General features: G+C 56.1%; 21 protein-coding genes and 2 pseudogenes. 22 read left to right on the top strand and 1 reads right to left on the bottom strand.

Features of this window, described 5'->3' with window-relative positions; genetic code table 11:
- Positions 1-37: 37 nt before the first annotated feature.
- The 7 genes from ROSERS_RS22805 (at position 38) to ROSERS_RS22775 (ending at position 8,340) form a co-directional block, all read left to right on the top strand.
- Complete coding sequence (locus ROSERS_RS22805; RefSeq protein WP_011959104.1) at positions 38-781, top strand: class I SAM-dependent methyltransferase; 744 nt, start codon at positions 38-40, stop codon at positions 779-781.
- A 190-nt stretch (positions 782-971) separates the two neighbouring features.
- The gene (locus ROSERS_RS22800; protein ID WP_041334387.1) at positions 972-2,273 is read left to right on the top strand and encodes a glycosyltransferase; all 1,302 of its coding nucleotides are present in this window, start codon (positions 972-974) and stop codon (positions 2,271-2,273) included.
- A gap of 15 nt (positions 2,274-2,288) precedes the next feature.
- The gene (locus tag ROSERS_RS22795; protein WP_011959102.1) at positions 2,289-3,869 is read left to right on the top strand and encodes a hypothetical protein; all 1,581 of its coding nucleotides are present in this window, start codon (positions 2,289-2,291) and stop codon (positions 3,867-3,869) included.
- Positions 3,870-3,913: 44 nt separating this feature from the next.
- Positions 3,914-5,203, top strand: coding sequence for a glycosyltransferase (locus ROSERS_RS22790; RefSeq protein ID WP_011959101.1), 1,290 nt, complete (start codon positions 3,914-3,916; stop codon positions 5,201-5,203).
- Between the two features lie 165 nt (positions 5,204-5,368).
- The gene (locus ROSERS_RS22785) at positions 5,369-6,373 is read left to right on the top strand and encodes a Gfo/Idh/MocA family protein (protein WP_011959100.1); all 1,005 of its coding nucleotides are present in this window, start codon (positions 5,369-5,371) and stop codon (positions 6,371-6,373) included.
- Positions 6,374-6,377: 4 nt separating this feature from the next.
- Positions 6,378-7,460 (top strand): non-hydrolyzing UDP-N-acetylglucosamine 2-epimerase, encoded by a 1,083-nt coding sequence (gene wecB / locus ROSERS_RS22780; RefSeq protein WP_011959099.1) that lies wholly within the window; start codon positions 6,378-6,380, stop codon positions 7,458-7,460.
- 256 nt (positions 7,461-7,716) lie between these two features.
- Positions 7,717-8,340 carry an acyltransferase gene (locus ROSERS_RS22775; RefSeq protein ID WP_011959098.1) on the top strand — a complete coding sequence of 208 codons (624 nt, stop codon included), beginning with the start codon at positions 7,717-7,719 and terminating at the stop codon, positions 8,338-8,340.
- Here the strand turns inward: ROSERS_RS22775 and ROSERS_RS27490 are convergent.
- Positions 8,237-8,617 carry a pentapeptide repeat-containing protein gene (locus ROSERS_RS27490; protein WP_198136338.1) on the bottom strand — a complete coding sequence of 127 codons (381 nt, stop codon included), beginning with the start codon at positions 8,615-8,617 and terminating at the stop codon, positions 8,237-8,239. The genes ROSERS_RS22775 and ROSERS_RS27490 overlap by 104 nt on opposite strands.
- Here ROSERS_RS27490 and ROSERS_RS27485 point away from each other — a divergent pair.
- From ROSERS_RS27485 to ROSERS_RS22725, 15 genes and pseudogenes are all read left to right on the top strand, one after another.
- Positions 8,550-8,897, top strand: a pseudogene (locus ROSERS_RS27485) (four helix bundle protein); the annotation flags it as partial. The gene ROSERS_RS27490 and the pseudogene ROSERS_RS27485 overlap by 68 nt on opposite strands.
- Positions 8,898-9,014: 117 nt before the next feature.
- Positions 9,015-10,307: a DegT/DnrJ/EryC1/StrS aminotransferase family protein gene (locus tag ROSERS_RS22770; RefSeq protein WP_198136411.1), complete on the top strand. Its 1,293-nt coding sequence runs from the start codon at positions 9,015-9,017 to the stop codon at positions 10,305-10,307.
- Between the two features lie 140 nt (positions 10,308-10,447).
- Positions 10,448-11,320, top strand: coding sequence for a Uma2 family endonuclease (locus ROSERS_RS22765; RefSeq protein ID WP_011959096.1), 873 nt, complete (start codon positions 10,448-10,450; stop codon positions 11,318-11,320).
- Positions 11,321-11,633: 313 nt separating this feature from the next.
- Positions 11,634-12,917, top strand: a complete 1,284-nt coding sequence (locus ROSERS_RS25475; RefSeq protein WP_011959095.1) for an oligosaccharide flippase family protein — start codon at positions 11,634-11,636, stop codon at positions 12,915-12,917.
- A complete protein-coding gene (locus ROSERS_RS25470; RefSeq protein WP_011959094.1) occupies positions 12,917-13,705 on the top strand; it encodes a class I SAM-dependent methyltransferase in 789 nt (262 codons plus the stop codon). The genes ROSERS_RS25475 and ROSERS_RS25470 overlap by 1 nt, the downstream gene beginning before the upstream one ends.
- A gap of 40 nt (positions 13,706-13,745) precedes the next feature.
- Positions 13,746-14,465, top strand: a complete 720-nt coding sequence (locus ROSERS_RS27480) for a class I SAM-dependent methyltransferase (RefSeq protein WP_011959093.1) — start codon at positions 13,746-13,748, stop codon at positions 14,463-14,465.
- A 72-nt stretch (positions 14,466-14,537) separates the two neighbouring features.
- Positions 14,538-15,355 (top strand): annotated as a pseudogene (locus ROSERS_RS27475) (IS5 family transposase).
- A 24-nt stretch (positions 15,356-15,379) separates the two neighbouring features.
- Positions 15,380-16,402: a hypothetical protein gene (locus ROSERS_RS26315; protein ID WP_011959092.1), complete on the top strand. Its 1,023-nt coding sequence runs from the start codon at positions 15,380-15,382 to the stop codon at positions 16,400-16,402.
- Positions 16,396-17,658: a polysaccharide deacetylase family protein gene (locus tag ROSERS_RS25455; RefSeq protein ID WP_011959091.1), complete on the top strand. Its 1,263-nt coding sequence runs from the start codon at positions 16,396-16,398 to the stop codon at positions 17,656-17,658. Before ROSERS_RS26315 ends, ROSERS_RS25455 begins: the two co-directional genes overlap by 7 nt.
- A 122-nt stretch (positions 17,659-17,780) precedes the next feature.
- On the top strand, positions 17,781-18,137 hold the full coding sequence (locus tag ROSERS_RS22750) for a nucleotidyltransferase domain-containing protein (RefSeq protein ID WP_011959090.1): 357 nt from the start codon (positions 17,781-17,783) through the stop codon (positions 18,135-18,137).
- A 178-nt stretch (positions 18,138-18,315) separates the two neighbouring features.
- Complete coding sequence (gene asnB, locus ROSERS_RS22745) at positions 18,316-20,313, top strand: asparagine synthase (glutamine-hydrolyzing) (protein WP_011959089.1); 1,998 nt, start codon at positions 18,316-18,318, stop codon at positions 20,311-20,313.
- A 451-nt stretch (positions 20,314-20,764) separates the two neighbouring features.
- On the top strand, positions 20,765-21,211 hold the full coding sequence (gene mntA / locus ROSERS_RS22740) for a type VII toxin-antitoxin system MntA family adenylyltransferase antitoxin (protein WP_011959088.1): 447 nt from the start codon (positions 20,765-20,767) through the stop codon (positions 21,209-21,211).
- Positions 21,165-21,578: a type VII toxin-antitoxin system HepT family RNase toxin gene (gene hepT, locus ROSERS_RS22735; RefSeq protein ID WP_011959087.1), complete on the top strand. Its 414-nt coding sequence runs from the start codon at positions 21,165-21,167 to the stop codon at positions 21,576-21,578. The genes mntA and hepT overlap by 47 nt, the downstream gene beginning before the upstream one ends.
- A gap of 378 nt (positions 21,579-21,956) precedes the next feature.
- A complete protein-coding gene (locus tag ROSERS_RS22730; protein WP_011959086.1) occupies positions 21,957-23,204 on the top strand; it encodes a glycosyltransferase family 39 protein in 1,248 nt (415 codons plus the stop codon).
- A 98-nt stretch (positions 23,205-23,302) separates the two neighbouring features.
- Positions 23,303-24,322 carry a glycosyltransferase family 2 protein gene (locus tag ROSERS_RS22725; protein WP_011959085.1) on the top strand — a complete coding sequence of 340 codons (1,020 nt, stop codon included), beginning with the start codon at positions 23,303-23,305 and terminating at the stop codon, positions 24,320-24,322.
- The last annotated feature ends 1 nt before the right edge of the window (position 24,323 follow it).

The raw sequence follows: 24,323 nt of genomic DNA, 5'->3' as shown, positions 1-24,323 counted from the left end.
ATCAAGCCCCAGCGATTGTTTCGGAGTAAATAATGCTATGCCCCAATTCCTCGACTATCCCCGCTACGCATGGCAGGTCTGGCGCGGCGACCGTTCGCGCGGCGAGGCGGACCTGGACGCGAGCCGACGTGCGGATCTCGCCGGTCTGGTGGATTTCTCGCATCCGCTGACGATCCTCGACCTGGCGAATGGTCGGCTGCGTCCACAGTACGCGATCCTGCGCGCACAGGGGCATCGGGTGATCGGCATCGATCTCGTCAATCGCCCAGAACATTCGTGGCAAGGGCGCGCCTACGCTGTTGCGCGTGCGCTCTATGCCGACCGGTTGCGCCTGCCGCCGTCGGCAATGCGCCCCGATGCACTGGTCTGCGGCGATGTCGGGCACCTGCCGTTCCCGGACGCGACCTTCGATCTTGTGACGTCGGTGGCAGCATTTGAGCACTTCCTTGACGTGCCGGCAGTCGTTGCGGAAGTCGCGCGGGTGCTGAAACCTGGTGGCGTGGTGTGGGCGGCGATCCATGTCTTCACTGCGCCATCTGGCGGGCATAACCTGAGTTTCGCCGAAGTGCCGCTCCGCCATGTGCCGCCGGGGGTCGAACCGTGGGATCATCTGCGGCAGCGACGCCTGCCCTTCAGCGTGCCGCTGAACGAATGGCGCATTCGTGATTATCTCGCGGTGTTCACCAGGCACTTCGACGTGCTCCGGCACTACTGTCACATGAGCGAAGGGGAACATCTGCTGACGCCGGAGATCGAAGCCGAACTTGCCGCGCGCGGGTAATGGAGATTGAGAATTTATTCCACTATACCGCGCTAGCCGTGGGGCTGAAGCCCTCGGCTAGCCAGGGCGAAGCCCGCCTGCGCGGGCTATGGCGGATTATTTATTCAAAGACCATTACCCGCGATGAGTTGACATGCGGCGCATATGTGATTGTCGCTCGCCGCACGACGTAGCAGGAAGAGCAAAGGCAGTGCGCATTCTGTTTCTTTCCTATTTCTTTCCGCCGTACAACATCATTGCTTCAGTTCGCGCCGGAAAGACGGCAACATACCTGCATCGGTTCGGGCACGACGTTCGGGTCGTAACGGCTCGACCGCTCCCATATCCGGTCGATCTGCCCGTTGAATTTCCGCAGGAGCGCATCTCTGCCACGCGCTGGCTTGATATCAGCTGGCCCCACACGCTTGCCACCCGTTGTCGTGGTCGAGGCGCCAGCGTTGCCGGTCTCGTTGGCGGCGCGCAACCACTGCGATCCCCGTACCATCTGGCAATCCGGCTGCTGGACATCTATCGTATCCTGCTGGCGTTTCCTGATGATGCGATTGGCTGGTTTCCATTTGGATGGGCACAAGGAGAGCGTTTATTGAAAGAGTGGCGCCCAGATGTAATCGTTGCCAGCAGCGGACCTCCAACATCGCTGCTGATTGCCGCTGCACTGCGGCAGCGGCATGGTGTGCCCTGGGTCGGTGAGTTGCGCGATCTCTGGACGGATAATCACTACTATACCTTTCCCACGTGGCGGCGGGTGCTGGAAACGTGGATCGAGCGCCGGACACTGCGCACTGCTGCGGGTCTGGTCACTGTCTCTGAGCCGCTGGCGCAAATGCTGCGCCTGCGCTACGATATGCCGGTATGTGTGGTGCTGAACGGTTTCGATCCAGCCGACTACCCGCCTGTACAACGGTTGCAGCCGGATCGATTCCTGCGCATTGTGTACACCGGCAATGTGTATGCAGGCAAACGGAGCGCCGCGCCGCTCTTCGCCGCATTGCAGCGCCTTGGATCACGCGCCGGGCAGGTGCGGGTCACGTTCTACGGCTGGGGTGTTCAGGGGATGGTGTCCATCATGTCAGAGGCGCAGCATTACGGTGTAGCCCATGTGCTGGAGGTGAAAGATGCGGTGCCATATCGGGAAGCGCTGGGTCTCCAGCGCGCCGCCGATGTGGTGCTGTTGCTCCTCTGGAACGATCCGCGTGAACGCGGGGTGTACACCGGCAAACTCTTCGAGTACCTGGGGGCGCGCCGCCCGATTCTGGGGATCGGTCCCGCCGATAACGTTGCGGCTGACCTGATCCGTGAGCGCCAGGCGGGGATGGTCTCCGCCGATCCTGATGAGATTGCCGGGCAACTTATCCGCTGGCTGGATGCAAAGGAGTGTGGTGGTATTCCCGACCTGCCAGCGTCGGTTGCGGCAGGATTGTCGCGTGAGGAACAGACTCGTCGCCTGGAGTGGTTTCTGATACAGATTGTCGGCAAACCATCGCCGGGTTGATGATAGGGCTTCCCGATGAACCACATCACCTCTGCCGGTCGAACCGATGCTGTTGGGCGCCCGTTGTCCACTGTTCGCGCAGCGTTGCTGATCGCTGCCGCAACATTGCTCATCGGTCTCTGGAACCTGGAGGGTCCTGAGTTCTGGTGGGACGAGGGATGGACGCTTTCGGTGGCGCGCAATGTCGTTGAGCGCGGGCACTATGGTCGCTTGCTCGACGGTCAACCTGCGCCCGGCGGGCTGGAAGCGTCGCCGGTGGTAACGTTGCCGGTCGCGTTGAGTTTTCAGGTCTTTGGCGTGGGTCTCTGGCAGGGGCGACTCGTCAGCCTGGCAGCGGCGGCTGCGGCGCTGGCGCTGATGTTCGTTCTGGCTGCGCGGCTCTACGACCGGCGGGTGGCGTGGGGAACGCCCGGCGCGCTCCTGTTGCTCACGGCGCATCCGCAGTTGAATGCGCTTCTGACCGGGAGGCAGGCGCTGGGTGAGATGCCGATGCTCCTTTTCTTGATGGGCGGGTATCTCTGTCTGGACGCGGCAGTGCGCGGACGAGCGTTCTGGATCGCGCCGGCGGCGCTGCTCTGGGCGCTTGCGTCGCTTGCCAAAGCGCAAACATTGCCGTTCTGGGTCGTCTCGATGGCGGGCGCGACAGGCGTGGCGCTGCTGATGCATCGCTGGCGTGCAGCCGCACTGGTGGCGGGAGGGGCGCTGCTGGCGTACCTGGCGCGTCCATGGGTGTTGCAGATTGTAATGCTGCCGGTTACGGGGCGCACCCTGCCCGGCACGCCGGTCAGCGGCATCTATGACGTGACCGCGTTCGTGCCCAATCTATCGAACCGGTTGTTCGCCCTCCAGATGATCCTGATCGGCGGGATTCCGACGCTGATCGGGTTGGGGTACGCCGCATGGCGTCTCCTGAAGGATGTGCGAGCAACCAATCCGGCAAGCGATGATGATCGTGGCGCGCGGATCGTACTGCGCGCTGCACTGCTCGCCCTGGCAGGCAGCTGGTTCGCCTGGTTTGCCCTGCTATCGGTCGGCGTGCCGCGGTACCTCTTCCCGGCGACGTTCGTTGCGGGCATGTTTACTGCGGCGCTGGTGCACGACCTGACGAATGGATTTCGCCCGGCATTCGTGGTGGAGGGGCTGGTTGCCCCGCTCAGGACGCGACGATTGACGCAGTGGAGCGCGGGGGCATGGCTGGCGATGTTGCTGGCGGCGACGACAGCGCCGCTGACGATGCTGTCGTACTGGCAGCATTTCACCGCCGATGAGCGCGCTGCCGTTCGGGTGGCTGCATTCCTGAACACGCAGACGCCGCCTGACGCCCTGATCGAAACCTACGAAAGCGAATTGCACTTCCTGCTCGACCGCCGGTACCACTATCCGCCGGATCAGACGCACGTCGAGTTGAACCGGCGCAGTCTGCTGGGGCAGGACACGCCGGTTGCGTATGAACCGCCGGCGGTCTACCCTTCCTACCTGGTGGTGGGGCGGTTTGCGGCGGGCAACCGCCTGTATGACACGGCGCTCGCGTCGGGCGCTTTCCGCGAAGTCATGCAGGACGGGCGGTACACCGTGTACGAACGGGTAAGGAAATAAACCGGCGGCGGGGCTGTGGCGGAGCGAACAGGAAGGGAGAAAGCATGCGCATCCTGTTGATTTCATACTACTTTCCGCCCCACAACATTGTCGCCGCCGTTCGCACGGGAAAAACGGCGAAGTATCTCTGGCAGCACGGGCACGAGGTGCGCGTGCTGACCGCGCAGCGTCTGCCGTTCGCTGCGAACCTGCCGCTGGAAATCCCGCCCGACGCCGTTATCCGCACTCGACGGATTGATACCTGCTGGCTTTCCTCGCAGGTGCAGCGCATGCGTCAGCAAGCGGCATTCGTGCAGACGGTGGCGCAACAAGCGCAAACGCGCCAGATGCGCTGGCTGCGCCAGATGATGATCGCCTATCGCACACTCTGCGCCTTTCCCGATGAAGCCATCGGATGGTACCCCTTTGCTCTGGCAGCAGCGCGGCGGTTGTGGCAACGCTGGCAACCGGACGTTCTGCTGGCAAGCAGCGCTCCGCCAACGACCCTCCTGCTGGCGCATGCCCTTCATCGGCAGTATGGCGTCCCGTGGGTTGGTGAACTGCGCGATCTGTGGACCGACAATCATTACTACCCCTTTCCCCTCTGGCGAAAGGCGCTCGATGCCTGGCTGGAACGCCGGATTCTTCAGAGCGCCGCCGGGTTGGTGACCGTTTCGGCGCCGCTGGCGCAGACGCTCGAATGGCGATCCGGAAAGCCGGTCGGTGTGGTGCTCAACGGCTTCGATCCGGGGGATTATCCGCCGCAACGGTTGCCTGCCAGCGGCGGGATACTGCACATCGTGTACACCGGCGTGGTCTATCCTGATCACCAGAGCGCGGCGCCTCTCTTTGCAGCGCTGCGCCATCTCGGTGAACGTGCAGAGCGAGTGCGGGTCAGTTTCTATGGGAATGGCGCCGGGTACGCGCTCGCGGAGGCGCAGGATCAGGGAGTGGAGCAGATGGTCGTCTGTCATGGTCCGGTTCCCTACGCCGACGCCCTTGCACAGCAGCGCGCCGCCGACGTCTTACTGCTGCTCCTGTGGAACGATCCGCGTGAACGCGGGGTGTACACCGGCAAACTGTTCGAATATCTGGGCGCACGCCGCCCAATCCTGGCGATCGGACCGGCGGACAATGTGGCGGCAGCACTGATCCGCGAACGACAGGCAGGGATAGTATTATCCGATCCAGCGGAGATCGCCAATCACCTGGCGCGCTGGCTGGAAGCAAAGGAACGCGGCGCCGACATTCCCGACCTGCCAGCGTCGGTTGCGGCAGGATTATCGCGCGAGGAACAGACTCGTCGCCTGGAGCGGTTTCTGGAGCGCTTCGTCGGCGTTGCTTCGATAGAGTAGTAGAATTGACAGGGTGACGCATCTACAGCGAAGTGCAAAACAGTTGACCTTCGGAATTGCGCGCTTCATACGGTCATGCGGGCGAGACGCCCGCGCACCCGGCACGCACGTGGCTCAATCATTTTGCATTTCGCTATAAAGCGAAGTGCAAGGTTAAGGAGCATCATGGGCACAACCTACATCCCTTCCATGCCCGCCGTTGCCGTCATCGGTTGCGGCTACTGGGGCAAGAACCTGGTGCGCAACTTCTACCATCTTGGCGCACTGGCGATGGTGTGTGATTCGACCGAAGCCGGACGCGCGGCGGCAATGCAGATCGCACCGAACGTTCCGGTAGTTGCCAGTCTTGATGAAGTCACCACCGGCGCCGTCGTGATTGCGACGCCAGCGGCGACCCACTACGAGATTGCGCGCCATGCCCTGGAGACCGGGCGCGATGTGTTTGTTGAGAAACCGCTGGCGCTGACATATGCCCAGGGCGCGCGGTTGGTGCAGATTGCACGCGAACAGCGCCGCATCCTCATGGTCGGGCATGTGCTCGAATATCATCCGGCGGTGGTACGGTTGATCGAGATGGTGCGCAACGGCGATCTTGGCGTCATCCACTACATCTACTCCAATCGACTGAGTCTCGGAAAAGTGCGGCGTGAAGAGAACATCCTCTGGAGTTTCGCGCCGCACGACATCGCTGTCATTCTCCGATTGCTCGGCGCGATGCCGGTTCAGGTTTCCGCAGCCGGAGGCAACTACATTCAGCCCAACATCGCCGATGTGACCGTGACGAATCTGCTGTTCGACAACGGTGTGCGTGCGCATATCCATGTCTCCTGGCTGCACCCGTTCAAAGAGCAACGTCTGGTCGTCATCGGCTCGCAGAAGATGGCGAGTTTTGACGATGTGGCAAAGGAACTGGTGCTGTACGATCAGCGTGTCGAAGTGCGCGAAGGGGAGCCGGTGCCGGTGCGTGGCGCCGGTGAGCGCGTCCCCTTCGATCCCACCGAGCCGTTGCGCCTGGAGTGTGAAGCGTTTTTGCGCGCGATCATGACCCGCGAACCGCCACTGACCGATGGTGAAAGTGGGTTGCGCGTGTTGCGGGTATTGCAGGCAGCGCAGCGCTCCCTGGTGACGAACGGTGAACCGGTGCCGCTGCTCGTCGAAGTGGAGTCGTAGGAGTATGAGCAAACCACTCACCATCGTCACCATCGTCGGCGCACGCCCGCAATTTATCAAGGCTGCCGCCATCAGTCGCGTCTTGCGGCAACGTCATCGTGAAGTGCTGGTGCACACCGGGCAGCACTACGACGCCAGCATGTCGGCAGTATTCTTTCAAGAACTGGATATCCCTGAACCGGATGTGAATCTGGCGGTCGGTTCGGCGAGCCACGGAGCGCAAACCGGCGCAATGCTGGCGGGGATCGAAGAGGTGTTGCTGGCGGAACGTCCCGACTGGACGCTGGTCTACGGCGACACCAACTCAACACTTGCCGGCGCGCTGGCTGCGGCAAAGTTACACATTCCAGTCGCCCACGTTGAAGCCGGTCTGCGCAGTTTCAACCGCGCTATGCCGGAAGAGATCAACCGGGTTTTGACCGATCATGTCTCCGATCTCCTTCTCTGCCCGAGCCAGACGGCGGTCGATAACCTGGCGCGCGAAGGGATCACCCACAGGGTTGCGCTGGTCGGCGATGTGATGGCGGATGTGCTGCGCCTTGCGGTTGAACGGGCGGATGCCGCTCTGCCGGACATACCGGGCGTGGAATCCGGCGCCTATGCCCTGGCGACCGTTCATCGCGCCGAGAATACTGACGATCCGGCGCGTCTGCGCGGTATTTTGACCGGTCTCTCATCGCTTGAGATGATGGTCATCTTCCCTGTGCATCCACGTGCACGCCGCGCCATTGCCACGATTGGATGGACGCCCCCGGATCATGTGCGTCTGATCGAACCGGTTGGCTACCTGAGTATGGTTGCGCTTATGCGCAGCGCGCGCGTCATCCTGACCGATTCGGGCGGTGTACAGAAAGAAGCGTACTGGCTGGGAGTCCCGTGTGTCACGTTGCGTGATGAGACGGAGTGGGTCGAAACAGTGACGCATGGATGGAATACCCTGGTCGGCGCCGATCCTGAACAGATCGTTGCTGCAGCGCGGCAACCATACCCGTCGATGCCGCGTCCGCCGCTCTATGGCGATGGTCACGCGGCTGAGCGGTGCGTGGCAGCGCTGGAGGGGGTGGGAAGGTTGAAGGTTGAAGGTTGAAACGTGGGAACGTTGAACGTTGGAAGGTTGAAGGTTGCAGGTTGAACGTTGAAATGTGGGAACGTTGAGCGTTGGAAGGTTGAAGGTTGAAGGTTGAACGTTGAAATGTGGGAACGTTGAACCGTAGGAAGGTTGAACGTTGAACCGTGGGAGCGTTGAACGTTGAAACGCGGGAACGTTGAACGTTGAACGTGGGAACGTTGAACGTTGAAACGCGGGAACGTTGAACGTTATAGAGCACTGAAAAGGAGTTGAGATGGCGGGCGATCGCTCGTTCTTTGTTCACCCGACCGCAATCATCGACGAGCCGTGTGAGATTGGCGCGGGCACGAAAATCTGGCACTTCTGCCACGTGATGGCGGGGGCGCGGATTGGCGCGAACTGTGTGCTGGGGCAGAACGTCCTGGTTGCCAGCGATGTAATTATCGGCAATGGCTGCAAGATTCAGAACAACGTCTCGCTCTACACCGGCGTCGAACTGGAAGATTTCGTCTTCTGCGGGCCGTCGTGTGTTTTCACGAATGTGGTCAATCCACGCGCTGAAATCAATCGCCGTGCCGAGTTTCTGCGCACCCTGGTGCGGCGCGGCGCCACGATCGGCGCCAATGCAACGATTGTCTGCGGCGCGACGATTGGACGCTACGCCTTCATTGGCGCCGGCGCCGTGGTGCGTGGCGATGTGCCGGACTATGCGCTGATGCTGGGTGTTCCGGCACGCCGCCGCGGATGGATGAGTCGTCACGGATTTCGCCTGCCTGATCCTGACGCTGACGGACTCATGGTTTGTCCGGGGAGCGGATGGCGGTATCGTCTGGTTGCGCCGGAGGTGGTGCGGTGTGAGGATTGGGGGGAGGAGGAGGAGTTGAAGGTTGAACGTTGAAGGTTGGAACGTTGAACGTTGAACGTTGAAGGTTGGAACGTTGAAGGTTGGAACGTTGAAGGTTGGAACGTTGAACGTTGGAACGTTGAAGGTTGGAACGTTGAACGTTGAACGTTGAAGGTTGGAACGTTGAAGGTTGGAACGTTGAAGGTTGGAACGTTGAACGTTGAAGGTTGGAACGTTGAACGTTGAACGTTGGAACGCAGGGGATGAATATGGCGACGATTGAACGTTTTGAAGACCTTGAGGCGTGGCAGCGTGCACGGGAGCTTACCAACGTTATCTACGATATGTCCGATGTCGGTGCGTTTGCGCGCGATTTCGCGCTGCGTGACCAGATACGCCGCGCAGCGGTGTCTATCATGTCAAACATCGCCGAGGGCTTCGAAAGCCGCACCTCGAGACTTTACATCGAACACCTGGGAAGAGCAAAAGCCTCGTGCGGCGAAGTTCGTTCACAACTGTATCTGGCATACGATCGCCAGTATGTGTCAGGTGAGGTCTTCGAGCAGACTCTTGCTCTGGCAGAAAGTGTCAGCCGATTGACCCACGGTTTGATCCGGTATCTGTCGAATGCCAGGATCAACGAAATCCGAGAAGACACAGCCTGCTACGCTGAATATGCAGTGTCATACGCTTCAAATTTCGCGTCCGTGCACTACCAGGAGGTCACAGTGACAACCAATGAATCTCAAGTACCGCCTGCATCGGAGGCGTCACCTTCCCACCTTCAACCTTCCCACCTTCAACCTTCCCACCTTCAACCTTCCCACCTTCAACCTTCCGTGCCTCTACTGGATCTCAAAGCGCAGTACACCGCCATCCGCGACGAGATTCGCGCCGCCATCGATCGTGTCGCCGATGCGCAGCAGTTTATTCTGGGTCCCGAAGTCGAAGCGCTGGAGCGCGAGGTTGCCGCGTACTCCGGGTGCGCCTATGGCATTGGCGTATCGTCAGGCACCGATGCGCTGCTGGTAGCGCTCATGGCGATTGACATTCGTCCAGGCGACGAGGTGATCACCACCCCCTACACCTTCTTCGCCACCGCCGGTTCGATTGCCCGGCTTGGCGCTGTGCCGGTATTCGTCGATATCGACCCGCTGACGTTCAACATCGACCCGACTGCCATCGAGGCGCGGATCACGCCGCGCACCCGTGTGATCATGCCGGTGCATCTGTACGGTCAGATGGCTGACATGGATCCAATTATGGACATCGCACAGCGCCACGGTCTGGTTGTGATCGAAGATGCAGCGCAGGCCATCGGCTCGGAGTACAAAGGACGACGTGCAGGCTCAATCGGGCATATGGGATGCTTCAGTTTCTTCCCCTCCAAGAACCTGGGCGGTTTCGGCGACGGCGGCATGGTCACCACCAACGATGCTGCGCTCGCGGAGCGGATCCGTTTGTTGCGCGGGCATGGCGCGCATCCCAAGTACTACCACAAACTGATCGGCGGCAACTTTCGCCTCGATGCCCTGCAGGCTGCCGTGCTGCGGGTCAAGTTGAAGTATCTGGATGACTGGACGGCAGGTCGGCAGCGGAATGCGGCGACCTACCGACGCCTGTTCGCCGAAGCAGGGTTGACCATCGACCCGCCTTCCTGTCTGACTGCCGGGTGTCACGCGCGCAACAAAGGCGACTGCACGCTGCCGCCGGGCAGGGTCGTGCTGCCGGTTGAAGCGCCAGACCGCAGGCATATCTACAACCAGTTCGTCATCCGCATGGCGCAGCGGGATCGAGTGATGGCGGCGCTCAAAGCCCGCCAGATTGGTCATGAGATCTACTACCCTGTGCCATTACACCTGCAAGAATGCTTTGCTTACCTGGGGCAGCGTCCCGGCGATCTGCCAGCGAGCGAATGCGCCGCCGCCGAAACGCTGGCGTTGCCGATCTACCCGGAACTGACCGACGCCATGCTGGCGGCAGTGGTCGAGGCAGTGGCGGCGGGGGTACGGGAAGCCTGACCGTCGCCGCGCCGTTCCGCGACCGTGCGCAGTCATCGCCTGGCGCGGCGCATGCCTGAGTTGTGCTACAATGACATGACACTGGTGCATCTAATGGCGATGATCCGCGCGATCAACCAATGCGTCAGGGAGGCGCCGTTGTGACGCAAACTACCGCCAAGCCATCACCGCCTATCGCGCCCGCAGACGACCCCTTCCGCTACGGGTGGCGCTACGTGTTGCGCCCGACGCCCGACGACCCCCAGCATCTCGAACAGGTTCCGCTGACCCTCGACGACGTGCTGCACCCGGACGTGGGAGATTTCATCGTGCACAGCGACCGTCACGAAACCGACCGGATGTACCTCACCGCCGTGCTGCGCGCACGGCTGGAGGCGTCCGGCGCAGCGATTGTGCTCAGCGACGTGCGCATCGCGTGGGACGTCCCCGACCTGCGCCCGCACGGGCCGGATGTGATGGTCATCCCCGGCATCGCCGAACGCCAGGACTGGAGCACGTTCGACGTGGCGGTCGAGGGGGCGCGCCCGGCGCTGATTATCGAGATCACGTCGCCGGAGACGCGGGTGAACGACCTGAAGCGGAAGGTGGCGCACGACGCGCGGGCGGGGGTGGCGCAATATGTGATTGTCGACCGCATCGGGCGGGGCGGGGCGCGGCGGGTGCGGTTGCTGGACTACCGGCTGGCGGGAGGGGTCTATCGGCGGCGCGCGCCGGACGCGGCGGGGCGGGTGCATCTGGCCATCGCCAATCTGTGGCTGGGGGTGGCAGGGGATCACGTGGTGTGCTACGACGAGCGCGGCGCGGCGTTCGGTGACTATGCGACGGCAGTGCGGCAGGCAGCAGCGGCTGAGGAGCGTGCGCAACGGGAAACGGCGGCGCACACGGAGGTCGAAGCGCGCGCCCGTGCCGAGGCGGAGGAACAAGCGCGGCGAGAAGCAGCGGCGCGAGCAGAGCTCGAAGCGCGCATGCGTGACCTTGAGGCGGAACTGCGCCGATTGCGGGGCGAGACGTAGCGCGGCGACCGAACGGCGGGGAAGCGCCAGGGCGACCTGTCGGCGCCTGGTTGGTGGAGCAGGGGTTGATCATGTTGCATACAGGTTGATTCAATTCCGCAATCTTTGTTCGGTAGAGTAGATGCTATGATATGAAGGACTGCGTTTAATATTCTTCTTGCCAGAGTGGGGTGTTTTGAACCATCATTTGGTTCTACTGGAAGTGTAGGCTTTGGTTTATCAAATTGTTATGCGGCACACAGGCAAATTTTCAGATCTCTTTTCTTATAAACTGTTTTTCTTTTGAGACTTACCGGTTATTAGGGTTCTTTCGATGAAAGCGGTTAAGAAAATTTCTTCTTCCCTGTACTCATCAGTTTTTGGTGAAAATTTGCGTTTTCGGAGAAATACCGTTCTAGCAGTAAAGGCAAATGTTCTCGCTCAGGTAATATCATTCGCTTTTGCGCCAATAATAACCAGAATGTACAGCCCCGCAGATTTTGGGGTACTAGCGGTAATAAACTCAATACTTTCTTTCTTTCTCTCTTTCTCTTCATTGAAATTAGATTGGTCTATCCCAAATACAAGATCTCGCTGTCAGGCGTTTATTCTTTTGTTCGTTGGTCTGTTGACCCTTTCTTTGGTTAGTTCATCGCTATTTGTTTTTGTTTGGTTCTGTGATGGTAGATGTACACCCTATTTTCAGAACATAAACCCTTTTCTTTGGTTTCTGCCTGTTCTTTTGTTGACCAGCGGTTTTCAGCAATTGTTGCAGGCATGGTACGTGCGAGAGGCAAACTTTGAACACACTAGCAAGGTTAGAGTATATCAAAGCATTACAGGGACGATTTCTTTGCTCTTTGGGGGTTTTGCGAAAATGGGGGTTACTGCCTTGATCGGTAGTACTCTTTTGTCTAGTTTGGTAGGTCTAAGTATTCTCACTTACCATGCCAGATTAAAGAACCTTCTTAGAAGACTATCTTTTGCGCGCTTAAGGTCTAGTTTGAGAAGCTTTTGGCGAGATTCGGTTGCTTCCACTTTTGTTGCCATCGTTAATACCGCTAGTCTTACGATTGTTCCTTTTTTACTCTCGGTATACTATAGTGCAACAGAAGTCGGTTGGTATGCTTTTATGTATCGTGTTGTTCTAACTCCAGTTGATGTCATTACTTCTGCTATTTCACAAAGTTTTTGGGCAGAAGCTGCCAATCTAATAAAATATGATCGATCAGGTCTTAGAAAGCTGTATATGAGAACTATCCGGCACTTGTTAGCCATAGCTGTGCTGGTTGCCCTAATTGCTTTACTAGGCCCCTTTTACGTGGGCTTTGTGTTCGGGGAAGATTGGTATAGAGCAGGTTATGTTCTTGCCGCATTAGCGCCACTTCTCCTTGGACATATTGCAATACCGACTCTTTCTCATCTGGTGGTTCATCGGAAACAACATTGGCAGTTAATCTGGGACATTCTCCGCTGTGCGTTTTTGGTAGTGGCAATAGTGGTTTGTAGTGAAATGAATATGAGCATCGAGATTACGGTTCTTGCGAGTTCGTTCGTTATGTTAGTTATGTATCTCGTTCTGTTTTGGCTTAATCTCGTTAACTTGGAGGTAAAGTGATGTATCACAATGATTACTACGCAAATTTTGGAGACATGTCAGTAGAAGAATACGTGGACTTTTTTCTCTCTACTGGTCAGTTAGAGCGAATTGATCAAATTATTGATATGATTCCACAGGATGTAGAATCTGTTTTGGATGTAGGCGCTGGTTTTGGACATCTTCTTGAGACTGCTTGGCGAAAGCGTGGTATAAAGGGAGTTGGTATCGAGATAACAGACTCGAAGATAGAGTATGCTAAAAGACATGGTATCGATATGCGTAAGGGCGAAGCATCTGCTCTTCCGTTTCCAGACAAAAATTTCGATCTTGTTGTTTCATGCGAGGTTATAGAACATCTTCCTTATGGTTCATATGAAAAAGCACTTTCTGAGTTTGAAAGAGTATCCAAAAGGTATATACTTATCGAGGTACCTTTCGATGAGAAGCGGAGGTTTGTCAAGTGTCCTTACTGTGGTGCGACTTCCCATCCTTGTTACCATATGAGGTCATTTCGAGATGATAACATGGTAAAACTTTTCCCCAATTCAAGGTTGATTGGGACTAAGAAAATAGGTGAAAGATCTGAGTTGCACTTCGAGGGTTTTTTGTCTAAATTTCCCATCCGTTCGTGGCCTCCTTTTATGGTTTGTCCATCGTGCGGCTATAGATTGCATCAGGTTCCGAGGGATGCTATTTATCAGAATAGGACGAGCCAAAGTGTCAGGAATTATCTAAAGAAAATATTACTGTCGATTCTTGGTAGAAAGGTGCCTTTATCTATCTTAGGGCTTTATTCTGTCGATTAAGTTTACGGATGGATGCGTCAGTCGATAGGCGGTCGATCACATGAACGAGCTACGATCAAAAAAGTTCTGGACTGAAGCCTGGCGACGTCATATTGATGGCTATTTGAGAGCCAGACCTCGTTGTGGTTATTGGATAGAGACTTTCTTTTCGAAGAGTCTAACATTTTTGGAAATAGCATCGGGTAGTTGTAGAGATAGTTTGTATCTTGCACAAAGAGGGTTTAATATATTAGCTTGTGACTTTGAGCTAGAAGCTCTAAAGTTGGTAAATGATCGTTTTTTTAACTCTAATCTACCGTTGTTTAGCGCAAACGCCTTTTGTCTTCCATTTATGGATCGTTCTTTCGATGTAACGTTTTCGAACGGATTTTGGATTTGTTACAGCGATGATAGAGATCTGTATTCTCTTATTCGGGAGCAAGTTCGGATAACACGGAGGTATGTCGTTTCGTTTGTCCATAATGGGGAAAATCAAGGACTTGTGGCTCACTTTAGGAGCCTTTCATCTTACGACTCTCTTTATAACATTAGATTCCTTAAGAGACGTGAAGTTTTGGATATCGTTAGCTCTTCGGGAATTTTGTATAAGAATGTATATTTTCGGAAGTTCGGTGGAAAGATGGACTGCTTGTATAGCGGGGTAGTAAATAATGTTCCCAATCCTCTGAGTTCTTTCGCACAACTTTTGGTTCCTCGGCTCTATAATTTTCAACCCTGGGAAGAAACTGAAAGGATTGTGTGTATTATCGAACTTTACTAAGAGGGCGATCAGAAAACCGGATTTGTGGTATCATGATGGTGACCATGTCGTTCTGATGAGGAGCAATCTGGTATGCCACGACGTGCACGTCGATCCTATCCAACCAATTATGCGACCGATCTGACCGATGCGCACTGGGCCGCCATCGCGCCACTTGTCGCCGCGCCGTCGCCCAACGGCGGGCGTCCGACCGACATCGATCGCCGCGCGATCGTCAACGCCCTGCTGGACAACCATCGCACGGGCTGTCAATGGCGCATGCTTCCAAAAGATTTTCCGCCAATGAGCTCCGTTCGGTACTATTTCGACAAATGGAATCGTGATGGAACCTTCATCAAAATCAATGATGCGCTGCGCAAACCGGCGTGACAAGCGCTGAATCGCGACCCGGAGCCGTCCATCAGCGTCCTGGACTCCCAATCCGTCCGAAGCAGGCGGAGAGCGCAGCTACGATGGGGGAAAAAAAGGTCAATGGGCGCAAACGGCAATTCTGGGTTGACACCAATGGGTTCTTGGTGCGCGTGTTGGCACATCCCGCCGATATTTCGGATACTGAAGGCGCCGAGTGGCTTCTCGCCGCGCATCATCAATCATTTCCCCGGATGCGCGAGATTCGCGTAGATGAGGGGTATAAACAAGGGTTAGATGAATGGATGCAACAGAACACGACGATACGCCTGAATAGTATTGAAAAACCGCCCGGACAAAAGGGATGTGCGGTCATTCCGAAGCGATGGGTGGTGGAACGCTCGATTGCGTGGGCGGGACGCAATCGGTTGTTGCGGCGAATAATTATTCGCCGCAACAACCGCAACCCAGAATCAAGCGAAGCCTTTCTTTATCTCGGTTCTATTGCAATGCTCCTGAATCGGCTCTATCCGAGATGTTAGTTTTTGATCACGCTCTAAGCGATTATGAGATACTACATTTTTGAACCATATTTAGATCAATCGTACACTATTGCTTCCTGGCTGGCTCGCTACAAAAAGGCAGATCTGCATGGCTTGGTCATGGAAGGTATGAGTCTTGTTGATAGGAGGTATAAATCGGTCTTTCCGCTGCGTGAAGTTGATCTATTTGATACTGATGGATGCTTGATACCGACGGGTGCTGCTTCGACAAAGTACTTGCTTGAGAGACAAGATGTATATCTCGGTCAGGTAGCGCTTACTCAAAGTGCAATTCGTGTATATGATAAGTTTTGGATGTTAAAGCAGGTAGAGCAGATCGGTATACCTTCTCCTGTAACTTGGCACGAATTGGAAGAAGTTTCAATGGTTCCGTTTTTTTATAAGCAGTACTACGAAATAGGTGGTGGAATAAGGGGTATAGCTCGAAGAAAAAGTGATGTTCCCAGATCAGACCTAAAAAGTCTAATGTTTCAGGAGTTAATAGAGAGCAGAGGTACATACGGCGTGTCTTTTTTGGCGGATCGTGGGAAGATACTAACGTATCATGTACACCATGAGGTCGAAAGTTATCCGGATTGCGGTGGATCTGCAGTGATTATAGAGAACTATAATAATAAAAGGTTGCTTGAGTATTCAGAAGAGTTGATATCTGGTTTGGGTTACTCGGGATGGGGATTATGCGAGTATAAGTATTGTCCAAGGAGGGAAGATTTTGTTTTCATGGAGTTGAATGCTAAGTTTTGGGCTTCTTGTGAGTTCACATTTCGGAATAATCCTAGTTTTGTGTACTTACTCTTTGATATTGATTATCAACCAAGACCCGTCGAAAGGATGATATTCCTGGAGCGCGCATTCTTAAGGGGGGTTCCTTTCGTGATTTCTCGCTTATTCGAAATCACGAGTAAAGGAAGTGTTTACACTGAAGAAGGTTGGTTTATCAGGACTCTGGTGTCTAGAACTCCTCGTTTTTTGATATCTTTTGCTAAGCGCTTACTGATACATCGAAGTACTTCAAAAAAATGGTAAAAGCAACCAAGATCTCCGAATACGTTCAACTCTTTGTCGACTCGGTTTTGGGTATACGTGGCGTAGAGATCGACGATCGACACGAGCAAGTTGTTTTTAGAGAGTTATCACGATTGCCGGAAAAACAATTGTATATCCTTGATCGGTGGGGCAATTGGGAATGGACTTTTTCTGAGTCCCAGCGCGAAGGTAAACTCTACTATCCCTGGATTGATGAATCCCTGGCTGAACTGCGCCATCGTCTCATGCAAGAACATCCTGAGTGGCCATGGATGCCTCTCTGGCCAGAGAGACGCTCTTTTGCACTTTGTCTGACACACGATGTTGATCTGGTGTCACAATACCACACGGTGCCTGAGCTTTTCAGGGTTTGGTATCGTGTAGTTCGATCTTCTGGAAAGAAGATGGAAAAGGTTAGACGGATGATAGGATCGCTACGTGCCCTAACGATCCCTTTATCGAAAACAAGAATAGATCCGTTGTGGCATTACGAGGATTGGTTGAAACTTGAGGATCGCTATGGCTTTCGATCTACTTTTTTCTTCTTTCCTTCGCATGTTGCCAAACCATCTGTTTGGGACGCAGCGTACCATTTTGATGACCACGTTCGTTTCGCTGGTCGCTCGATGAGAGTGCGAGATATGATGCAGGTTATTCAGCGGGCCGGATGGGATGTAGGACTGCATGGAAGTTATTATTCTGCTACTGAACCAGGAATTCTTGGCGATGAACGGTCTCAGATCGAAAGAGTAATCGGAGAAAGAGTTATTAGCATAAGGCAGCATTGGTTACATTATGATATTCTCCGTACACCGCGTTTACAGGCCGAAGCGGGGTTATTGTGTGACTCTACTCAAGGATTCAACCGAAATATCGGATTCCGTGCTGGAACTTCTTTCCCATATTGGTGTTGGGATCACGAATCACAGTCTTCTCTACCCGTTCTTGAGATTCCTATGCACATTATGGATGGTGCTCTCTTTACAACAAATGCGCTTGAGTATAACCTTGAACTGGCAATTCATCACTGTGTGCAATTGTTGGATCGGGTTGCTAAGGTGGGAGGTTGCCTGACACTTAACTGGCATCCGAACTATCTTAATGATGACAAATGGTGGTCGGTATACGAGACGCTTTTAGAGGAAGCCGCGCGTCGAAATGCCTGGGGATGTTCAGTGGGGCAACTGTATTCCTGGTGGACGCAACGAGAACGTCGCCTCGAATGGATTCCTGCGTCTGCGTCATCAGGCATTTGATCGGGTACGCTCGTGTTCCACAAAAGAGCGTTTGAGAAAGTACAGAAGTCACGCATACATCGGAACGAAGGGTACGCCAATGGATTACTATACCCTTCCTGAAGCGGAGAGGAGTATTCAAGATGCCGGGGCGATCCTCCAGTTCTGTGAAAATATACTGGCTGGACTCGCAGCGCGTGATGGAGAAACTCAAAGCCGTCGCGCGTCAGATGAGGGCGAGCCATCCGGAGATTGAACAGGTGCTCTTGTTTGGTTCTCTGGCGCGCGGCGAAGCGGCTCCTGGTAGCGATGCCGACCTGCTGGTGATTCTGTCATCGTCCACCCAGCCGTTTCTGGAACGCATCCCACGTTATCTGCCGGTAGGATTGCCAGTGGGTGTGGATGTGTTTCCTTATACCCGTGAGGAGATTGATCGTATGCTGGCTGAAGGCAACCTCTTTATCAGACAGGCTACCCGAGAAGGTATAGCCCTGGCATAGATGTTTACCACCGAGGCAAAGTGCGAAGGTTGAAGGTGGGACGGTTGAAAATTGAACCCGGTTCTCAGTTCTCGGTTCTCAGTTCCCGGTTCTCGGTTCTCAGTTCTCGGTTCCTGGTTCTCAGTTCTCAGTTCTCAGTTCTTGGTTCTCAGTTCTCAGTTCTTGGTTCTTGGTTCTTATGTGCGGCATCTACGGCATCTGGCATCGTGACGGGCGACCGGTCGATCTGGCGGCAGTGCAAACCGCGACGAGCCGGTTGCGTCATCGTGGACCGGACGATGAGGGGTATCTGCTGGCGTCGCCAGAGGAAGGGTGGTGTGCGCCGTATGCTGGCGCCGAGACCGATCCGCGTCTGGCGCTGCCGCCGCTCGATCAGGCGCATGGCATAGGGTGTAGTCTGGCGTTCGGGTTTCGCCGCCTTGCGATCCTCGACCTGTCGCCCGCCGGTCATCAACCAATGGTCAGCGCCGATGGGCGCTTCTGGATCGTGTTCAACGGCGAGATTTACAACTACATCGAACTGCGCGAAGAGTTGCAGCGCCTTGGGCATCGCTTTCGCAGCGGCGGCGATACGGAGGTCATTCTGGCGGCATATGCGCAGTGGGACGAGGCATGCCTGGATCGTCTGAACGGGATGTGGGCGTTTGCGATCTGGGATCGTGAGCGGCGCGAACTCTTTCTGGCGCGCGACCGCTTTGGGGTCAAGCCGCTCTACTATGTGGCAACCGGTCAGACCTTCGCCTTCGCCTCCGAGATCAAGGCGCTGGTCGGGCGACACGCGCTGCCTTTCACCCCGGAGCCGCTTGCCATCTATCAGTTCCTTGTCGATGGACGCCTGCCCGATCCACAGCACGGTGCGACCTTTTTTGCCGGGGTGCGTTCGCTCCCGCCAGGGCATTGCATGCGGATTACGGATGGATCGCCTGCCGCGCCGCGTCGCTACTACGACGTCGCCCTGCCGGATGGTCACCATCGCGTCCAGGCGCCGGAAACGATCATTGCAGCGTACCGCGACCTCTTCATCGATGCTGTGCGGCTCGAACTGCGCTCCGATGTCGCGATCGGCACCTGCTTAAGCGGCGGCATCGACTCGTCATCTATCGTTTGCGCTGTCAACCGCCTCATGAGCCAGGACGGACTCTCGGCAGCGCAGATCGGAGAGCGGCAGAAGACGTTCAGCGCGGTGTATGAGAGTGAGGGGCGCTATAACGAGCGACGCCACATCGAGCGCGTGTTGCGCGCCACGACTGCCGACGGTCACTTTGTGGTTCCCACGGTTGAGCGTTTGCTGGCGGATCTTGAGCGGTTGACATGGCACCAGGACGAGCCGTTTCAATCGACCAGCATTTTCGCGCAGTGGTGCGTCATGGGGTTGGCGCGTGAACGCGGTGTCACCGTGCTGCTCGATGGGCAGGGCGCCGATGAGTTGCTGGCGGGCTACCGTCCCTATGCGCGCTATCTCGGCGATCTGCTGCGCGGAGGACGTGGCGCCACGTTGCTTGCCGAAGTCGTTGCCCTGAGTGCGCGCAGCGGTCAGCCAGCATTGCCGCTGCTGCGCAATGCGCTGATCTTCGCCCTGCCAGCGCCTGCTGTCGAACTGGCGTATGTCGGGCGACAATTCCTGCGCGCGCGATCAACTGTTCTGCGCCCCGATTTCGCCGATGCATACCGTCGCGTCGATCTGGTAGATATTCCTTCCTGGTGCGAACAGGAAACGCTCGACCATCATTTGCGCGATGCGGTGATGGCAAGCAGCCTGCCGCACCTCTTACGGTATGAAGACCGCAACTCGATGGCATTCAGCATCGAAGCGCGGGTCCCGTTCCTCGATCATCGTCTGGTCGAGTTCGTGTTCCAGTGCGCACCGCATCTGCGCATTCGCCGGGGATGGACAAAATGGGTGCATCGGCAGGCGATGGAAGGGTTGTTGCCGGACGCTATCGCCTGGCGCAGTGATAAAGTTGGCTTCGAGACGCCGGAGGACGCCTGGCAACGCGACCTGCTGGCGGCGCGTCCCGATCTGTTTGCTGATGGGGCTGCCTGCGGCGCGTACCTTGATCTGCCTGTAGTGCGTCACGCTGTGGAAGAGTGGTGCGCGCATGGCGGCGATACGCGCCAGGTGTGGCGCTGGATCAGCCTGGAGGTGTGGCTGCGGGTGTGGGGGGATGAAGGTTGAAGGGTTGAAAGGTTGAAGGGTTGAAGGGTTGAAGGGTTGAAGGTTGAAGGTTGAAGGTTGAAGGTTGAAGGGTTGAAGGTTGAAGGGTTGAAGGTTGAAGGTTGAAGGTTGAAGGGTTGAAGGTTGAAGGGTTGAAGGTTGAAGGTTGAAGGTTGAAGGTTGAAGGTTTGAAGGTTTGAAGGTTTGAAGGTTGAACGTTGGGCGCTGGACGGTTGAAGGTTTGAAGGTTGAAGGTTGAACGTTGGAACGTTGAACGTTGTGATGACGGTGTGTTCTCTCTCGTGCTTGCTCGAAACCAGATATAATGATAATGATGAACGTTGAACATTTGAACGTTGAACCTTGAACATTTGAACCTTGAACATTTGAACCTTGAACCTTGAACGTTGAACCTTGAACATTTGAACCTTGAACGTTCAACGTTTTTCGGTGTGTTCTCTCCCGTGCGCGTATGAAACCAGATATGTTTCCCGAACTGGAACGATTGTCTGACATCTTCAGAACATACCCGGATATTCAGGCAGTCTACCTGTTTGGTTCAGCGGTCACCGGCAGGCTTCACGCAGAGAGCGACCTCGATCTGGCGATAGTGCCGCGACCGGGTGCGGGCGAGTTGCCGCGCCTCGATATTCTGACCGATCTGGCGCGCGCGGGATTCTGTCGGGTTGATCTGGTCATCCTCGACACTGATAATATCGTGTTGAAGCACGAGGTGGTGCGCCATAACCGGTTGATCTATCAGACGGAAGACTTTGATCGGGGAGCGTATTTTTCCAGAATCGTGCGTCAGTTCCTGGATTTTCGGCCATACCTGGATGTCCAGCGACAGGCGTATAAACAGAGGATCTTGCATGGTCAGACCCGACGTCATCCGCAAGAGGCTGGAGAAACTGGATAAGTATCTGGCTATTCTCCGCCAGTTGCAAAAGTATTCGTATGATGAGTTTGTCAGTAACCCGGAGCGATACGGGAGTGCAGAGCGCTTTCTTCAACTGGCTATCGAATCGATCAACGATCTGGGCAATCACGTTGTGGCCGAATCGGGGCTGGGAAATGTTGATTGGTATAGCGATATCCCTCATCGATTACGTGAAGGTGGATTGATAGACGCATCCCAGGAGGAAACCTGGATTAAGATGATCGGTTTTCGCAATATCCTCGTCCACGACTATCTAAAGATCGATAGAAGCATTGTTTTTCGGGTCTTGCAGGAAAATATCGACGATCTTGAAACATTCCAGCGGATATTCGCACGGTTCCTGTGATCGATCCGGTTGCAGAACGACACTCCCTCGCAGACTCGCTGCCAGAACCTGCACCACGACGGAGTGCAGCGTGTGGTTCCCGCGCAGACGCTGCCGCAGCGTCTCCAATGATGGCGGTTTTGCATACGGATTGATGCAATTCTGCGACTCTTCTCCAGGTGCAACAACGTTATACTGAAGGTAGAAACTGCAACAAGCGGTAACAGGAATGGGGGCGGCAGAGAAGACGTCAGTGCAGCGCTTGCAGGTTGAACACCGGGACGCGCCTTCGCATGGTGAACAGCCTGGCGGTTGGTGCGAAACCACGACATCCCTACGCCTCTGTGCCCCGGTGTACAATTCCTGATCACAGTCAACCACAGGAGTGAGCAAGCTCTGATGGAGGTCACGACCGACATCGGGATTGATCGATCTGTCGCGCAGACTGCGCAGAAGCCTGCAATGGCGTGGCGTTGGGCGCTGCGGCTGTATGCTGGCTATTGTGCGCTCTTCGTGCTCTGGAATGCCTGGGTTTCATTGGTCTACCCGAAGTGGGTGGAAGAAGCCTCGGTCGCGGTCTGGCCCCCGTCGGCGCCGCTGTGGACGTGGCTGGAACGTGTGGTGCTGCTGCCGCTTTTGCGCTATGACGTCATCTGGTATATTGGTATTGCACAGCACGGTTATGGGCATCGTCCGGGTGACACTGCATTTCACCCTCTCTACCCGTTGCTGACCGGTCTCCTGGGGCGAATGTTCGGGGGTGAATACCTGCTGGCAGCCTGGTTGATCGCGCACGTGTGCTGTGTGACGATGCTTGCGCTGCTCTACCGTCTCGTCGCGCTTGATGACGATGAAGCCACGGCGCAGCGCACAACACTGTTTCTGATCGGCAGTCCGCTCGGTTTTTCATTCCTGCTGCCGTACACCGAATCCCTCCTGTTGTTGAGCATCGTTGCAGCGTTGTACGCAGCGCGACGCGGGCGCTGGTGGCTTGCCGGAGCAGCCGGGGGCGCCGCAGCGTTGACCAAACAACCCGGAGTGGTGGTTGTGCTGCCGTTGCTGTGGGAACTGTGGCAGCAACACAGGGATGCTATGCGCATGCATGGGGTGCGAGTGGTGTCCGGTCCGCTGGCCGGTCTGGCGCTGACGCCGCTGGCGCTGCTGGGATGGATCGTATACCGTGCAACCCTCGGCGATGTTGCATTTTTGTGGTACAGGCCCGATACACTCATCGGCGCCCTGCTGGTGACGCCATCGTATGCTGATGTGTGGGGAGAAACGTTTAGCTGGCCCTGGGTCAATTTTGGCTATGCGCTCGACCAGTTGCGTCAGCGACCGTATTTCTACCTGCTTCTCAACGTCCTGGTCATGCTGATCATGCTGGCGCTGACCCTGGCAGCCGCCGTGCGCGTGCGACGAAGTTATGCGATCTATAGCCTGACCCTGGCGGCGCTGAACCTGTCGATCGTCTATCCATTGTGGCCCTATATGGGAATCATTCGCCGGTTCACGATCATTTTTCCGCTCTTCATTCAACTGGCGCGATGGGCGCGGTCGCCGGTTGTTCTGTGGCTCACGCTGGTCTGCAATGCGCTGCTGTGGGCGCTGATCGCGTCGATGTATGTGCGCAATGCGTTTGTGCCATAAGGGTTGAAGGTTGAAGGTTGAGGGTTGAGGGTTGAAGGTTGAGGGTTTGGGGTTGAAGGTTGAAGGCTCAGCAAAGCGCAGACGGGTCGCCAGAACCTATGACGGAAATGGTTACAGCCCACGAACCATACGCCAGAGCAGTGCAGGAACCGGACGACGCGCCTGTTCCGCATCTCTCGGTGGTGGTGCCGGTGTACAACGAGGAAGAGAGCATCCCGCATCTCTACCGGCGGTTGACGGTGGAACTGGAGAATCTCGGACTCCCCTACGAAATCATTGCCGTCGATGATGGCAGCCGTGACCGGAGTTTCGCTCTGTTGCGCGATCTGGCGCGGCGCGACCGGCGGTTGCGGGTGGTGCGTTTCCGGCGCAACTTCGGGCAAACGGCGGCATTCTCCGCCGGGTTCGACCGGGCGCGCGGCGATGTGGTGGTGACGATCGACGCGGATCTGCAGAACGATCCGGCGGATATTGCCGCGTTGCTCGCAAAGATCGAGGAGGGATACGATGTCGTGAGCGGATGGCGCGAGCGCCGCCGCGATCCGTTTCTCAACCGGCGACTGCCGTCGATGATCGCCAATCGCCTGATCTCGTGGGCAACCGGCGTCCATCTGCACGATTACGGTTGTTCGCTCAAAGCGTACCGCCGCGACGTGGTGCGCGGCATCCGTCTCTATGGCGAGTTGCACCGCTTCATCCCGGCAATCGCCAGCTGGCAGGGGGTTGCGGTGACCGAACTGCCGGTGCGTCACGCTCCTCGTCGTTTCGGCAAATCGAAGTACGGCATCAACCGTACCCTGCGCGTCCTGCTCGACCTGGTGACCGTGCGATTTTTACTGTCATACTCGACTCGTCCTATGCAAGTGTTTGGCAGCATAGGTTTGATTAGTGGCGCTATTGGGACGGGTATGTTGTTCTATCTTGGGTATGTTCGTCTTGTACTTTTACAGGCGATTGGCGATCGTCCTTTGTTACTGCTTGCAGTGCTAATGGTTCTCATTGGTGTGCAATTTCTTGGAATGGGGCTACTCGGAGAATTGATCATCCGAGTATACTATGAGGGGCGAAACGTGCCAATCTACACAGTACGCGAAGAGATCAATCGACCTGAAGAGTAAC

It is taken from the genome of Roseiflexus sp. RS-1 (assembly GCF_000016665.1).
In the GTDB taxonomy this organism is placed as follows: domain Bacteria; phylum Chloroflexota; class Chloroflexia; order Chloroflexales; family Roseiflexaceae; genus Roseiflexus.
The sequence above is the reverse complement of the archived record's forward strand: the minus strand, read 5'-3'. Positions and strand labels throughout refer to the sequence as shown.

What these genes read in the sequence shown, in the direction of transcription:
- ROSERS_RS22805 (WP_011959104.1), top strand. Translation starts at nt 38, where the DNA reads ATGCCCCAATTCCTCGACTATCCCCGCTACGCATGGCAGGTCTGGCGC.
- ROSERS_RS22795 (WP_011959102.1), top strand. Translation starts at nt 2,289, where the DNA reads ATGAACCACATCACCTCTGCCGGTCGAACCGATGCTGTTGGGCGCCCG.
- ROSERS_RS22790 (WP_011959101.1), top strand. Translation starts at nt 3,914, where the DNA reads ATGCGCATCCTGTTGATTTCATACTACTTTCCGCCCCACAACATTGTC.
- ROSERS_RS22785 (WP_011959100.1), top strand. Translation starts at nt 5,369, where the DNA reads ATGGGCACAACCTACATCCCTTCCATGCCCGCCGTTGCCGTCATCGGT.
- wecB (WP_011959099.1), top strand. Translation starts at nt 6,378, where the DNA reads ATGAGCAAACCACTCACCATCGTCACCATCGTCGGCGCACGCCCGCAA.
- ROSERS_RS22775 (WP_011959098.1), top strand. Translation starts at nt 7,717, where the DNA reads ATGGCGGGCGATCGCTCGTTCTTTGTTCACCCGACCGCAATCATCGAC.
- ROSERS_RS25475 (WP_011959095.1), top strand. Translation starts at nt 11,634, where the DNA reads ATGAAAGCGGTTAAGAAAATTTCTTCTTCCCTGTACTCATCAGTTTTT.
- ROSERS_RS25470 (WP_011959094.1), top strand. Translation starts at nt 12,917, where the DNA reads ATGTATCACAATGATTACTACGCAAATTTTGGAGACATGTCAGTAGAA.
- ROSERS_RS27480 (WP_011959093.1), top strand. Translation starts at nt 13,746, where the DNA reads ATGAACGAGCTACGATCAAAAAAGTTCTGGACTGAAGCCTGGCGACGT.
- ROSERS_RS26315 (WP_011959092.1), top strand. Translation starts at nt 15,380, where the DNA reads ATGAGATACTACATTTTTGAACCATATTTAGATCAATCGTACACTATT.
- ROSERS_RS25455 (WP_011959091.1), top strand. Translation starts at nt 16,396, where the DNA reads ATGGTAAAAGCAACCAAGATCTCCGAATACGTTCAACTCTTTGTCGAC.
- ROSERS_RS22750 (WP_011959090.1), top strand. Translation starts at nt 17,781, where the DNA reads ATGCCGGGGCGATCCTCCAGTTCTGTGAAAATATACTGGCTGGACTCG.
- asnB (WP_011959089.1), top strand. Translation starts at nt 18,316, where the DNA reads ATGTGCGGCATCTACGGCATCTGGCATCGTGACGGGCGACCGGTCGAT.
- mntA (WP_011959088.1), top strand. Translation starts at nt 20,765, where the DNA reads ATGAAACCAGATATGTTTCCCGAACTGGAACGATTGTCTGACATCTTC.
- hepT (WP_011959087.1), top strand. Translation starts at nt 21,165, where the DNA reads ATGGTCAGACCCGACGTCATCCGCAAGAGGCTGGAGAAACTGGATAAG.
- ROSERS_RS22730 (WP_011959086.1), top strand. Translation starts at nt 21,957, where the DNA reads ATGGAGGTCACGACCGACATCGGGATTGATCGATCTGTCGCGCAGACT.
- ROSERS_RS22725 (WP_011959085.1), top strand. Translation starts at nt 23,303, where the DNA reads ATGACGGAAATGGTTACAGCCCACGAACCATACGCCAGAGCAGTGCAG.